This is a genomic window from bacterium (assembly GCA_035307765.1).
Classification (GTDB): Bacteria; Sysuimicrobiota; Sysuimicrobiia; order Sysuimicrobiales; family Segetimicrobiaceae; genus Segetimicrobium.
In genome coordinates this window covers 43,333-56,630 of record DATGHU010000012.1, presented here as the reverse complement: position 1 = coordinate 56,630, position 13,298 = coordinate 43,333, and the positions used below count along the sequence as shown (strand labels likewise).

Here is a 13,298-nt window from a genome sequence, read left to right as displayed (position 1 = left end):
GCCACGGATCGGACGCGGACCGCGCGTTCGCGGGTGAGGCTCCCCGTGGGATCCGTTCGGGTCGAACGCCTGCGGAAGCGCCGGGGTGCGCCCCTCCGGGCCGCCGCGGGACTCCTTCCCGTCGATGAACGCTACGGGGGGCTGGCGTGTCAGGGAAGGGCGGCCCCGAGCTGCGCCGCGCAGGCGCTGCCTTCGGCGATGTTGTGCCAGCCGAGCTCGCGCGTCCCGCCCTCGACCTCTTCGATCATCGTGACGATCTTGGCGTTCAGCGGGACGGCGACCCCGTACCGGGCGGCGTGGGTGCAGACGGTCAGATACGACGCCTCGCTCTTGCGCCGGCGGTAGACGAGGTCCCAGTGAATGCCGCTCGCCTTCTTGACGTACGTGTACCCGCCCGGCCCGTCGTGGACCTGGTGGCCGCCGAGGTGCCTCACCAGCTGATCGTACGTCGCAAGAAGCCGCGCCGTCTCCGCGGGGGTGGCTGGATTGTACAGTGCGGGGTCAAACCACCGGTCGGCGTGCAGGCGGACGCCGGCGGCGTCGGACACCCGGATCGCCTCGCGTACAGCCGCTCCGGCGAGACGCTGGACGTCGTTGTTGCCGAGGACCTCGACGACCGTGCCGTTGACGAGCGCGGTCACGACAATCTGCGAATTGTACACGTGCTTGGTCCACAGTCGTCCCACGATGTCGGTGAGCACTTCGCACACGTTGCGCCCGATCCCGAGCAGCCGGGCCGCCTCGCGGAGGCGCGGGGTCACGCGGCCGTCGAGCTCACCGACGTAGACCGTCCCCTCGTGCACCGCCTCCAGGAGGCCCGGGTCCAAATACGCGCCGCCGTAGTCGGGGAGGGCCCCCATCGTGCGTTCGCGTCCGACGACGCCCGCGATCCCTTCCTCGTTCATGCCGTTTTGCAGCGAGACCACGCAGGCCGAGGGCGTCAAGTGCGGGGCGATGCCGCGTACCGCCGCATCGGTCGCCTGCGACTTGCACGCCAGGAATACCAGGCCCTCCAGCGGCTCACCGATCTCGCCGGGCGTGCATGCGTGCTGCGGGGGGATTGCCATCGGCCCGTAGACCCCGTTCACAGAAATCCCGCGCTCACGGATCGCCCGCACGTGTTCGGCATTTTGATCGATGAACAGCACGCGCTCTCCCTCGCGGGCCATGTAGAACCCCGCTAAACCACCGATTCCCCCACAGCCCACGATCGCAATTTTCGCCATGCCCGCCTCCCTGATGAGGTGCCGTGCGCCCTACCGCTTTCCGATCTCGACGTGCCGGCGAGACTGAACCTCCGTGCGAACCAGGGAGGCTGATGCCTACCGGCCGGCGCCGACCTGCCCGTAATGGGCCGCGACGCTGGGTCCTTGCACCGCGAGCTTCCCCGCGGAGTACCCGCCGTCCACGCAGAGTACCTGCCCGGTGATGAACCGCGCGCGGTCCGAGGCGAAGAATAGAACCGCATCCGCGATCTCGTCGGGCACCGCGAGACGTCCGAGCGGCACCTGCGCGATAAAGGCGCGCTGGTACTCTGGCGTCTGCGTCGAACGCGAAATCCCCGCGATGTCGGTCAGCCCCGGAGAGACGACGTTGACCGTGACGCCGTGACGCCCCATCTCCATCGCCATCACATGGGCCAGTTGGATCTCTCCGGCCTTGGAGGCGGCGTGGGGCCCCCCACGCACGCGGGCGTTGTTCCCCGAGGTCGAACCGATCAGGATAATTCGGCCCCCGTTCCCCTGCGCGATCAGCCGACGGCCCACCGCCCGGCTCAGCAGAAACGCACCCCGCAGCTGCACATCGATCTGCAGGTCCCACTCGTCGTCGGTGAGGTCGACGATCTCTTTGTGCACCCCCACGCCGGCGCCGTGGACCGCGACGTCGACCCGTCCCGTCTCCCGGACGACGCGGTCGACCATCGCGTTCACCTGTGCGCTGTCGCGGACGTCGGTATGGACGAAGCGGACGTCGCAGCCCTGCGCCGTGAGCTCTCGCATGCCGGCGGCGGCGCGCTCGTCGTCGATGTCGGCGATCACGGCCCGAGCCCCCGCCTGCGCGAACCGCCGCAGGATCACGCTGCTGACCCCCTGTGCCCCACCGGAGACGATCACGACCTTCCCGGCAAACTCTCCCGTCATGGCTGCCTCCCCGTTATGCAACTCGGTTCCTGAAGACGTCACCGTCGCGCATCACCAGGGCGATCCGGTCGGCGTCCGCGAGCACGCCGATGTCGTCCAGCGGATTCCCATCCACCGCGATCAGGTCGGCACGCATCCCCGCCCGCAGGCATCCGGCGTCCGGCACGCCGCAGCACGCGGCGGCAACGGACGTGGCGGCGCAGATCGCCTCCATCGGGCTCATCCCGTGCTCCACCAGGAGGCTCAACTCCCTGCCGTTGCCGCCGGAACGCAATCCGCGCGAGTCCGTCCCGGCCGCGATGCGCACCCCCGCGCGGTGCGCGCGGGCGAAGACCGCCTTCTGCAGCGGGGCCAGCTCTGCGGCTTTTTGGATGCTGTACGCCGACAGGGCGCCCGGCTCCCCGGCCATTTCCTGACGGACTCGCATATTCAGCAGTGTGGGCACGAGGAAGGTGCCCTGCCGGACCATCGTCGCGATGTCCTCGTCATCGAGGGGGCCGAGGTGTTCCACCGAGTGCACGCCGGCGCGCAGCGCATTCTTCAGCCCCTCCCCCCCGTAGGCGTGGGCGGCGACGGGGCGGCCGAACGCCCGCGCCTCATCGACGACCGCGCGAACTTCTTCGAAGGTGAATTCACGGGTCAGCACGCTGCTGATCCTCGAGCTCACCCCGCCGGTCGTGGCGATCTTGATGAAATCGGCGCCGGCGCGGATGAGCCGCCGCGTCAACTGGCGGAGCCGATCCGCCCCATCGCAGACGCCGTCGGGGGCTCCCGGGAGCCGGAGGACGTCGGCGTTGAACCCGACGGCGTTCGTGGCGTCGCTCAATCCCGCCGTCTGGGTGATGATGGCGAGGCAGATGATCACGCGCGGCCCCGCCAGGAGGCCTTCGTCTACCGCCTGCTTCATCCCGAGGTCCAGGCCGCCGAGGTCCCGCACGGTGGTGAATCCTGCCTGCAGCATGCCGCGCATCGTCTCCGCCACCCGCAAGACGTGAAGGGAGGGCGGCGTCGCGCTGCGTTCCGCCAGACCCCTCCCGGGAGCCGCCAGGTGGTCGTGGCAGTCGGACAATCCGGGCAAGACCACGAGTCTGCCGGCGTCGACGACAGCCACGCCGGGCGGCCGCCTCGCGTCGCTCCACGCGCCGATGTCGGCGATGCGGCCGTCCGCCACGGTCACGGCGGCATCGCGGCGCACGCCTCCCATTCCGTCAAGCAGCGTGCCGCAGCGGATCACGTGCGTCGCGGTCGATCCCATCGATCGGCCTCCCTTCGTCTCTGGGGCGGGGGGTCAGAGTTTCAAGCGGGGATCGAGCGCATCCCGCAGGCCGTCCCCGAACAGGTTGATCGCCATGACGATCAGGACGATGGCGAGACCCGGAAACGTGGACAGCCACCACGCGGTGCTCATGAACGACCGCCCGTTGCTGAGCATCTCTCCCCAGTCGGGGGTGGGGGGTCGGATGCCCAGGCCGAGGAAGCTGAGCGCGGCTCCGGCGATGATCGCGCTCGGGATGCCGAGCGTCACGAGGACGATCACCGGCGCCGACACGTTCGGCAGCACGTGGCGGAAGACGATGCGCAGGTCGCCGCACCCGGCCACCCGCGCCGCCTCGATGTACTGGAACTCGCGCACGGCGAGCGTTGAGCCGCGAACGACACGGATGAACACGGGCATTCCCGACACTCCGACGGCGATCATCGCGCTGGTCAGGTTGGGCCCCAGCACGGCGATGATGACGAGGGCGAGCAAAATGCCCGGGAACGCGAGCATGACGTCCACGACCCGCATGATCACGAGATCGACCGTTCCCCGATAGTACCCCGACAACAACCCCAGCACCGAGCCGCCCGCGACCGAGATCGCCACCGCGACCAGGCCCATCGCCACCGACACGCGGGCGCCGTAGATGATCCGGGTGAGGATGTCGCGGCCGAACTGATCGGTTCCCAGCCAGTGGCGCGCGCTCGGAGAGGCGAGCGACTCGGAGACGTTGAGCCGGATCGGGTTGTCGGGGGCCAGCTGCGGCGCCGCCGCCGCGGCCAGCACGATGAGCAGGAAGACGATCCCGCCGGCGGTTGCCCCAGGGTTCTGCGCGATGCGGCCGAGCGCGTCGCCCCACAGGCCGCGCCGACGCCGCATCGCCGGTTGCCGGGCGCTCATTCGAAGCGGATCCTCGGGTCGATGAACGCGTAGGAGAGATCGACGATGAGGTTCATCGCCGTGTAGATCAACGCGAGGACCAGGATCACCCCCTGGACGGTCGGCAGGTCCTTGTTCTGGATCGAGTCCACGACGAGCTTCCCGAGGCCGGGCCGGGCGAACACCGTCTCCGTGATGACGGCGCCGCTGAGCAGGCTCCCGAACTGCAGCCCCATCGCCGTGATCACGGGAATGATCGCGTTCGGCAGCGCATGCCGGAACACCACGCCCGCGCCGCGCACGCCTTTGGCGCGGGCGGTCGTCAGGTAGTCCAGCTGCAGCACCTCGAGCATGCTCGACCGCATCAGGCGCGCGAGCGTCGCCGCCGACAGCAGCGCCAGCGACACGGCGGGGAGGAGCAGCCCGCGCACTCCCGGTTCGCTGGTCGCCGGGAGCCACCCCAGGCGAAGCGAGAACAGCATGATCAAGAGCAGCGCCAGCCAGAACACCGGCACGGAGACGCCGAACAGCGCGACCATCATCGAGAGCGTGTCGACCACGCTGTTCCGCCGCAGCGCCGAGAGCAACCCGAGCCCCGCCCCGAGAACGACCGCGACCACCATCGCCGCGACCGCCAGCTCCACGGTGTCGGGGAGCCGGCTCATGATCTCCGCGGTCACCGGCCGGCTGGTCTGCAGGGACCGCCCCAGATCGCCGTGCACCCCGCGCCAGGCGAACTCGCCGTACTGGACGTAGATCGGCCGATCGAGGCCCATGACGTGCCGGATCTGGGCCATCCGCTCCGGCGTTGCCGTCTGCTCGCCGATGTAAATCGACGCCGGGTCGCCGGGGATGAAGAACAGCATCAGGAACACGACCACCGATGTCAACACGATCGTCGGGACCGCCAGCATCACGCGCCGTTGGGCGTATTTCAGCATTCGCCGCCATCCGTCACGCCGGTGACGGGACCCCCGCCTTCGGCCTCACGTCATCACGGCGCGGGCGAGGCCGCACCCCACGCCGGCATCGCGAGGCGAGGGCCCGGTCTATCCGACCGGGCCCTTCGCTACGCCTCACCATGTTCGCGGCGGGCAGGACGCCTCACTTCCGCAACGATGCGTCGTGGAGCAGGACGTTCGTCGCCGACCAGTCGAGCACCACGCCGACCACCTTCCCTTTCTGGTAGGCGAAGAGGTCGAGTGGATCGGAAAACGCCACCATCACCGACTCGCGCAGCGCCTTCATCTGAATCTGGGAGTAGAGCTGTTTCCGTTTGGCCGAGTCGGCGGTCGCCGCGGCCGCGTCGATCAGTTTGTCCATCTCGGCGTTCTTGTAGCGGTTGCGGTTCGTCCCTCCGTCGGCGTTCTTGGAGTACAGCAGAATCCGCACCACGTCCGGATCGGTGTCGGGCTCCCACCAGAACTGCAGGTGATGCTGGCCGGCTCGCACCGCGGAGAAGTACCCGCCCTGCGATAGCCCGTGGAGATCGATCTTGATGCCGATCTGCGCGTACATGCTTTGGAGGAACGTCGCCATCGCTACGAAATCGGAGTTGTCGGCGCGATAGTAGAGCCCGAGCGTGAGGTCCTGGCCGCCCTTCTGGCGGACGTCGCCCGACCCCAGCTTCCACCCGGCCTCGTCGAGCGCGGCGCCGGCCTTCTTGGGATCGTAGGGATACACGTTCCGGGTCGCCGGATCGTACCCGAACGTCGCCGCGGTCAGGATGCTGGTGGCCGGTTTGTACACCCCCTGCCATACCGCCTTGATCATCGCGCTCTTGTCCACGCCCCATTGCAGCGCCTGGCGGACGCGCACGTCGTCCATCGGGGGGTTGGTCACGTTGATCATCATCGTCCAGCCCGATCCGGTCATCAGGCCCTGCAGCAGTTGGATGGTATTGTCGCGCCGCAGGTTCTCGTAGTCCTGCGTCGGCACATCCTGGATCACCTGCATCTGGCCCGATTTGAGCGCCGCGAGCCGCGTCGAGGACTCCGGGATGATCCGGTAGCTGATCGCGTCGAGCGACGCGGGGCCGTGGTTCTTAAAGATCGACGGCGCCCATCGGTAGTCGGGGTTTCTCACCATCCGGACGACGCTGTCGGTCGTGTACGAGGCGAACTTGAACGGCCCCGTCCCCACCGGATGCGTACCGAAATCCTTGCCGTACTTCTTCACCGCGTCCGGCGACACCGGCGAGAGGAGCGACTGCGCCACCGAGCTCAAGAACGGCGCGTAGGGGTCCTTGAATTTGACCACGACCGTGTAGGGGTCCGCGACCGCGCTGCTGTCGTACGGCCCGATTGCGGAAAACGCCGACTGCGACTTCAGCGCCGGATCCACGATGCGGTCGAACGTGAATTTCACCGCCTCGGCGTTGAACGGCGTGCCGTCGTGGAACTTGACATCCCGACGGAGGTGGAACGTGTACTGAGTGGCGTCCGCGTTCACCTCCCACTTCTCCGCCAGCCCGGGTACGAACACGCCGGCTTTTGACTCCCACAGCAGGGGATCGAACATGTGATACGCCATTCGCGCGACGTCGGAGAACGTCGTGACGTTCGGGTCGAGGGTATCGAACTTGTTGGTCAGACCGTAGAACAGCTCGCCGCCCTGCGCTCCCGCCGCAGATGCCCGTTCGACCGCGGCGAGGGCTTTCCCCAGGGAGGCCGCCACACCGGCGGCTCCCGCCACTTGCAGGACCTCCCGCCGAGACAGGCGAGCGGCCACCCGACTTTGGCGACGGTGACGATCCTGCCCGTGGGGTGACTGTGCCGTGGAGATGTTCATGCTGTTCCCTCCTCCCACAACGGTTACACCGACTCCAAGCATTCGACGCCCCCCGTGCCTGGACCCTGGGCTCTCATTCGCGTCGCTTGTCTCCCTACCATCGGCGCACCCCGTGCCGAATGGTGTGGCGGGAGAGACGGTGTCGCAGGACGAACTTGAATGGCAACCGGGGGATCGAGTTCTTGAAGGAGTGACGGCCGGCAGCGGGGGGTGCGGGGTGAATCGTCGCGACCTTCTGGCCTTTTTTCTTGTGGTGTTCATCGGGGTGGCCGGGCTCTGGGAGTTTCGATTTGTGCTTCACGAGGACAGCGCCGGCCGTGTGTATCGGTTGGATCGGCTTTCGGGGACGATCGTGAGGCTCAGCGATATACTTCCGCCGCCCGTGCCGCATTCTCTGCCCCGTCGGGCCCTGCACAGTTGGGACAAGATCGAGTTGCCGGTGCATGGTGATGTCAGTTTGGCGTTGGGGACGAAGTGGCAGGATGGAAGGCTATCCTATCATCTCTCGGTCGAGCCCGCGACCAAGACCGTAGAGAGCGCCCGCAGCAATCAGGCGCTCTCTTCCTACACCATTATTTTTCAGGACGCGGACCGCTTCCCCCTCGTCAAGGCCGATGTCCTGCTGAGCCACATGATCCGGACGACGGACGATAAGGGACAAGTATCGGGACTCGAAGCCTGGGGGCAAATCCCGATGACGGTGCAAACCTACGACGCCATCGCAAGCTGGAATGTGGAATGGAACTTTGCGAATCGATGAAGACCGGGTAGGCTCGGCCTTTCCCTCCACCTGCGCAGGGTATTCCCGCGCCCTTGGATCAGCGGCGCGGATGAACCCTCCGTCCACGCTCCAATCCCTCGGCTGCGGGGAGTCTTGTTCTTAGGATTTCCACTAGCGGGGAGGGGGCGCCCCCTGCGCGCGTGATTCGAGACCAAAGACCTCGGCTAGAAGAAGGTGGGAGCGGCGGCGTGCCTCATGATCATGGACCACGGTCACGACCATGAGCTCTTCAACTTTGAGCTCCGTGGCGATGCGGACGAGCTGAGCGTGCACCTGCTCGGGCGCGCCCACGACGTACCGGGGCCACTCGCTTTCGTCCGTGGATGTCCGGGCGGCCCCGGCGCCCAACCTGGTGAGCGCGTCTTGGGGGGTGGGAATCGGGCCCGGATCGATCCCCAGCTCCCGCAGGACGTGGCGCACGCGGACGCTGGCATGGAGGCGCTGGGCTTCGGTCTCGGTGTCGGCACAGATCACCCCGAGGGCCAGGATCGTTCCCGGAGCCGATCCGCCCGCAGCGGTGACGTGCGAGTGATAGTACTCGAGCGCCGCGCGGGTGGGTTCGGGATTGATGAAGTGGGCGAACGCGTAGGGCAACCCCAGCTGCGCGGCCGCGGTCGCGCTCCACATACTCGATCCGAGGAGCCAGACCTCCGGGCATCCGGGCATCTCCGGGGAAACTTTGATCCGGCTAAACGGATGGTCCGGCGGAAACGTGTGGCGCAGAAACGCCAGGAGTTCCACGAGCTGCTCCGGGAAGTCGTCGGTCAAGGCCTGCCGATCACGGTCGCGGCGCAGGGCGTAGGCCTCCAGCGGGCTGCTCCCCGGGGCACGTCCGATGCCAAGGTCGATCCGGCCGGGGTAGAGGGCGTGGAGGACGCGGAACGTCTCCGCGACTTTGAGCGGACTGTAATGCGGCAGCAGGACCCCGCCGGAGCCGATGCGGATGCCGGCCGTCTCGCTCCCCACCCGCGCGATGAGGACTTCGGGCGCCGGGCTGGCGAAGCCGGGGGTGGCGTGGTGCTCGGCGATCCAGTACCGCTCGTAGCCGAGTCGGTCGGCCAGCCGGGCCAGGTTGATTGTATTGCGCAGCGCATCTGCGGGTGTCGCGCCCGCCGGAACCGGGGACTGATCAACGATCGAGAGCTTCAAGCCTTGTCTCCTTCCGTGCGGCGGTCCGGCCGTTGGGAACCCACTTCACGCCAAGCCTTTGCTGCACCCATTCCTGCGCTCAAGAATCGGACCAACACGCCCACCCCCCCTGAGATTGGCGGGGGGAGCCATCGACGCACACGGCCGGCGGCCCCCGATGCCCCGGACGGCCTTGGGAATGTTGCCGGCCTGATCCCGACGCCCGGGCCGGACGCTCCTCAACCTTCACTGCGCGCAAACTGCCCGGTCTTCCGCGAATGCGCAAACAAGCGATTGAACACGAAGAGCGCGAGCATAAAGTACACGAGGTTCTCACCGGACGCCCTGGCGGCGGACGTCCAATCCACGTCTGCGCGGCTCAGGGCCCTTCGAGCCGCTTCGAAGACAAACGTCGGGGGAAGTCCGTAGGCGACCTGACGGAGGACCGGCGGCAGCACGCTCAGCGGAAAGAACGCCGCGGTCAGCGGTTGGAAGAGGAAAATGAGTCCCCAGGCCAGCGCCTGGATCCTCGTTCCAAAGACGAAGATCACTCCGAGCAAGATCAGCCCGACCGACCAGGCGAACACCGTCAGGTTCGCAAAGAACAGCGCGAGATTGGTGAGTCCGAGGCGCAAGATATTGAAGTGGAAGCCGTACGCGGCGATCGCGGAGATCATCACGAAGATGCAGAACGTTTTCGCCAGCCCGGACAGCATGTGCGCCACGAGATACTCCGCGGCCGACAATGGGGCGATAAACATGTTGCTGAGGTTGCGCGCCCAGATGTTCCACAGGCTCCCCACCGACAGGGAATACTGGTTCACCCGGATGACCTCCCACAGCAGCAGGCCGAGGATCAAGTATGCTCCGGTGGAGGAGCTGAGCGCCCCAACCAGAAATCGCGTCACAAACCCGAAGACGATCACCGTCATCAGCGACGTGAAGAAGAGATCCACGATGACCTCGAGCGATCGCTTGGTGATATAGAGTTCCTGCAGCATCACCGCGCCGATCCGCTCAATCGACATCGTCTTCTCCCCGGGCGATCCGCAGGAACACGTCCTCGAGCGTTGGCTTCTTCACCTCGATGTCGGTGATCCAGACGCCCACCTTGCTGATCCCGAAGATCAGCGCCGGGATCATCTTCTCCGTGGTGTCGATCGATACGGCGTACTCTTGGGTGAATTGATACGGCTGCTGTTGCTGCGCAAGGAAAGCTTCGACGGCCTGACGCTCGCCTTCGAACGTGACCTTCAGATGGGCCGTGCGGATGCGCTTGGTGAGCCCAAGCGGGGTATCCTGGGCGACGATCCGCCCGTGGTCGAGGAAGATGACCTCGTCGCAGATCCGGGTCACTTCTTCCATGTCATGGCTGGTGTACAGAATCGACACGGACAGGGCTTGCCTCGCCGCCTCGATCAGCGAGAGCGTTTTGTCCGCGATGTCGGGATCCAGGGAGGCGGTGGGCTCGTCCATCAAAATCAGCTCAGGGTCGTTCAACAGCGCTTTGATGAGGTTCACCCGCGTTTTCTGCCCGGCTGAAAGGTCCCAATACCGAGTATTGAGGAGGCCGGTGATTTCGAAGTAGGCGGTCAGCTCCCGGATTCGTCCTTCGGGCTTCCTCATGCCGTAGAGATGCCCGTAGACCAAGAGGTTTTCCCACACCGAGATCCGGCCCTGCAGGGTGTTGAACGATGAAGCATAGTTGATGCGCTGCAGGCACTCCTGCCGGTGCGCGAAGAACTCTTTTCCAAAATAGGTGATTCGTCCGAACGTGGGAGTGGTAATGCCGAGGAGCATTTGGATCGTGGTGGTCTTTCCCGCCCCATTGGGGCCGAGGAGGCCAATGACCCTGCCCCTGGGGATCGCAAAGGAAATGTCGTCGACGGCCCTGAACCGGCCAAAATCTTTTGTGAGATGGTGCACTTCCAGCAGCGGACCGGTCGACGGCGTGTCCCGGCCTGACCTACGAGCGATGGTCTCGGCCGGGGGAAGCGCCAGACCGTTCGAGCGCGTCGGGTTGTCCATGCTGCCCACCGTTCCCATTACTCCGCACAATCTCCAGGCGAGAGCCGCCGAGCGAATCAACTCTACCAGAGACGCACCGGCGTTGTCGCCTGCCCTGAACGGTATGGTTCGTCCGCTTCGCCGGTGTTCCCCGGAAGCGTTGCCGGCTCCCGCCGGGGATTCTCCGAAGCGGGGTCGGGGTCGCGCCTCAGCGGCAGGCTTCCCCCCCGGCGTGGCGGGGTTCTGGGCCTGCCCTTTTTGCCGGCTTCGCCGATGCGCACCCGCGGAGGGGGTTTGTCTGCGGACGAGGTCACCAGTCCAAACAGTGGCCGGTGCGCCGTGCGTCTCCCGCACGCTGGCCGCACCGCCTTGCGGCCGGGGTCAAAACCAGGCCCTCACGTGCACCGGAACGGGCCCGCCCTCCGGTCATAACGACCCTCCAGGGGAGGGAGGTTTGCGCGCGGACAACGGAATAGGGCCCCGGCGGAAACCGGCCGTGTCTCGACGGCCGTCTCCGACCAAGCGCCGGACCATTCCGCGATGACGGGTCGCCCCCGCCCGCAGTGTTGACGCGCCGCGGGCGGGTCTCTGTGCCCCTGCTGCTCTTCTCTCTCCCCCCGGTGCGAGGGGGTTTTAAGCCTCCGCGCTCACTGCACCCAGGTGTCGTGGAAGAATAGGTAAAACGTTGGCGACAGCACGAATCCCTTCACCCGTTTCACGGCCGCGGCCGTCTGCACCGCATTGTCGATGAAAATCCACGGGGCGTCGTCCGCCACGACCGAGGCGACCTGACGGTACAGGGCGCCGCGCTTTGCCTGGTCGACCGTTTCCGTCGCCTGCAGCAGCAACTGGTTGACTTTCGGGTTGTCATAGTACCCGCTGTTGAACCCGTTGGGTGAGCTGGCGTGCCCATCGATGACGAGGCTCAGCATCGGGGCGGGGTCTCCCGGATCGAGCATAAAGGACATCGCGCCCATGTCGGCGGAGGCGAGCCCCTTGCTGTACTGGCTGAGATAGGCGCCCCACTCGTACGTCTGGATGGAGGCTTTGATCCCGACCGCGGCGAGGTCCGCCTGAATCGCTTCGGCCATCGTTTTTGGAGACTGCATGCCGGACCCCGACTCGGGGATCCAAAAGCTTGCGCTGAACCCGTTGGGATATCCCGCTTCGCGCAGCAACGCCTTCGCTTTTTCCGGGCTGTACGTGTACCGCTTGATCTGCTGCGAGAACGCCCAGGTGATGGCCGGAGGAATTGGGCCGGCGGCGGGGGTGCACGTCCCCTTCAGCACGTCCCGACAGATCCCTTCCTTGTTGATGGCGTAGTTGACCGCCTGCCGCACCCGAGGGTCGCTGAAGGGCTTCTTCTTCGTGTTCAGCGTCACCCACCAAATGTGCGGCCCCGGCTGCTCGTAGAGCTGGAACCGGCTGTCGTTCTTGAGCTGCGCAAGGTTATCCGGCGGTACATCGACGATGAAATCCACTCCGCCGGACAGCAGCTCCGTCACGCGGGTCTGCTCCTCGACCAGCGGGCGAAACACCAGCCGATTCAGCTTGGGGGCGCCGTCCCAGTACGCCGGGTTCTTGTCGAGGATGATGCGGACGCCTTTCTCCCAGCTCACGAACTTGAACGGTCCCGGCCCTACCGGATGGCTGGCAAACTCCTTGCCCCACTTCTTGACCGCGGCGGGGCTGACGATCCGGCCGGTGTTGAGCGTCAGGTTGTGCAGGAATGGAGAGAACGGCTGCTTGAGCACGAATCGCACCGTGGACGGGTCCACGACGCGGGTCTCCTTGATCGCCCCGTAGTAAAACGTGGCGAACGGAAACGGTCCCGTGTTGTGGTACGGGTGCGCGGGATCGAGCAGGCGATCGTACACGAACTTGATCGCCGCCGCGTCGACGGGAGTCCCATCTTGGAACGTCACGCCCTTCCGCAGTTTGAACGTGTACGTCAGCCCATCCGGGGAGATGGTCCACGACGTGGCCAGGCCCGGCCTCAACTCGAAAGTGCCGGGCGCGAACCGCACGAGGGTATCGTAGATGTTCGCCAGCACCCGCATCGAGTTGATGTCGTTGAGCTGCCCCGGATCCATCGAGGTGGGCTCCGCGACGAGCCCGACGACAAGCGTGCCAGGGGTCGTCGCCATCCCTGGGGACGACGCCCACAGCCCAACAAGGATCATCCCGACGATAAGCGCCACGCACGCCAGACGTCGCCGCACACTCATTCCCCCTTTATGATGCTGTCGCCTTGAGCGGATACCGCGGGTGCGTTATGCTGCAGGAGAACCACTGGACTGTCCAGTAGTCC

Annotated in this window: 11 protein-coding genes; 1 reads left to right on the top strand and 10 read right to left on the bottom strand. The window is 66.3% G+C overall.

What is annotated here, in order from left to right; genetic code table 11:
- Positions 1–149: 149 nt before the first annotated feature.
- The 6 genes from VKV57_04455 to VKV57_04430 all read right to left on the bottom strand — a co-directional run bounded on the left by VKV57_04455 (position 150) and on the right by VKV57_04430 (position 7,071).
- Positions 150–1,226 carry a 2-dehydropantoate 2-reductase N-terminal domain-containing protein gene (locus VKV57_04455; GenBank protein ID HLW59161.1) on the bottom strand — a complete coding sequence of 359 codons (1,077 nt, stop codon included), beginning with the start codon at positions 1,224–1,226 and terminating at the stop codon, positions 150–152.
- Positions 1,227–1,322: 96 nt separating this feature from the next.
- The gene (locus VKV57_04450) at positions 1,323–2,141 is read right to left on the bottom strand and encodes an SDR family NAD(P)-dependent oxidoreductase (protein HLW59160.1); all 819 of its coding nucleotides are present in this window, start codon (positions 2,139–2,141) and stop codon (positions 1,323–1,325) included.
- Positions 2,142–2,154: 13 nt separating this feature from the next.
- Positions 2,155–3,396: an amidohydrolase family protein gene (locus VKV57_04445; GenBank protein ID HLW59159.1), complete on the bottom strand. Its 1,242-nt coding sequence runs from the start codon at positions 3,394–3,396 to the stop codon at positions 2,155–2,157.
- 33 nt (positions 3,397–3,429) lie between these two features.
- Positions 3,430–4,302 (bottom strand): ABC transporter permease, encoded by an 873-nt coding sequence (locus VKV57_04440; protein ID HLW59158.1) that lies wholly within the window; start codon positions 4,300–4,302, stop codon positions 3,430–3,432.
- Positions 4,299–5,222, bottom strand: a complete 924-nt coding sequence (locus tag VKV57_04435; protein ID HLW59157.1) for an ABC transporter permease — start codon at positions 5,220–5,222, stop codon at positions 4,299–4,301. The genes VKV57_04440 and VKV57_04435 overlap by 4 nt, the downstream gene beginning before the upstream one ends.
- Positions 5,223–5,385: 163 nt before the next feature.
- On the bottom strand, positions 5,386–7,071 hold the full coding sequence (locus VKV57_04430) for an ABC transporter substrate-binding protein (protein HLW59156.1): 1,686 nt from the start codon (positions 7,069–7,071) through the stop codon (positions 5,386–5,388).
- A gap of 217 nt (positions 7,072–7,288) precedes the next feature.
- On the opposite strand from VKV57_04430, the gene VKV57_04425 reads away from it, so the two are divergent.
- Positions 7,289–7,831 carry a hypothetical protein gene (locus tag VKV57_04425; GenBank protein HLW59155.1) on the top strand — a complete coding sequence of 181 codons (543 nt, stop codon included), beginning with the start codon at positions 7,289–7,291 and terminating at the stop codon, positions 7,829–7,831.
- Positions 7,832–7,963: 132 nt separating this feature from the next.
- On the opposite strand, the gene VKV57_04420 is transcribed toward VKV57_04425, so the two are convergent.
- From VKV57_04420 to VKV57_04405, 4 genes are all read right to left on the bottom strand, one after another.
- Positions 7,964–9,001 carry an LLM class flavin-dependent oxidoreductase gene (locus tag VKV57_04420; protein ID HLW59154.1) on the bottom strand — a complete coding sequence of 346 codons (1,038 nt, stop codon included), beginning with the start codon at positions 8,999–9,001 and terminating at the stop codon, positions 7,964–7,966.
- Positions 9,002–9,219: 218 nt separating this feature from the next.
- The gene (locus VKV57_04415; protein ID HLW59153.1) at positions 9,220–10,008 is read right to left on the bottom strand and encodes an ABC transporter permease; all 789 of its coding nucleotides are present in this window, start codon (positions 10,006–10,008) and stop codon (positions 9,220–9,222) included.
- The gene (locus tag VKV57_04410) at positions 9,998–11,008 is read right to left on the bottom strand and encodes an ABC transporter ATP-binding protein (protein HLW59152.1); all 1,011 of its coding nucleotides are present in this window, start codon (positions 11,006–11,008) and stop codon (positions 9,998–10,000) included. The genes VKV57_04415 and VKV57_04410 overlap by 11 nt, the downstream gene beginning before the upstream one ends.
- Positions 11,009–11,634: 626 nt before the next feature.
- The gene (locus tag VKV57_04405; GenBank protein ID HLW59151.1) at positions 11,635–13,209 is read right to left on the bottom strand and encodes an ABC transporter substrate-binding protein; all 1,575 of its coding nucleotides are present in this window, start codon (positions 13,207–13,209) and stop codon (positions 11,635–11,637) included.
- Positions 13,210–13,298 lie beyond the last annotated feature (89 nt).

Coding starts and splice junctions, on each gene's coding strand:
- VKV57_04450 (HLW59160.1), bottom strand. CDS start 2,141: ATGACGGGAGAGTTTGCCGGGAAGGTCGTGATCGTCTCCGGTGGGGCA.
- VKV57_04415 (HLW59153.1), bottom strand. CDS start 10,008: ATGTCGATTGAGCGGATCGGCGCGGTGATGCTGCAGGAACTCTATATC.
- VKV57_04440 (HLW59158.1), bottom strand. CDS start 4,302: ATGAGCGCCCGGCAACCGGCGATGCGGCGTCGGCGCGGCCTGTGGGGC.
- VKV57_04430 (HLW59156.1), bottom strand. CDS start 7,071: ATGAACATCTCCACGGCACAGTCACCCCACGGGCAGGATCGTCACCGT.
- VKV57_04445 (HLW59159.1), bottom strand. CDS start 3,396: ATGGGATCGACCGCGACGCACGTGATCCGCTGCGGCACGCTGCTTGAC.
- VKV57_04410 (HLW59152.1), bottom strand. CDS start 11,008: ATGGACAACCCGACGCGCTCGAACGGTCTGGCGCTTCCCCCGGCCGAG.
- VKV57_04435 (HLW59157.1), bottom strand. CDS start 5,222: ATGCTGAAATACGCCCAACGGCGCGTGATGCTGGCGGTCCCGACGATC.
- VKV57_04455 (HLW59161.1), bottom strand. CDS start 1,226: ATGGCGAAAATTGCGATCGTGGGCTGTGGGGGAATCGGTGGTTTAGCG.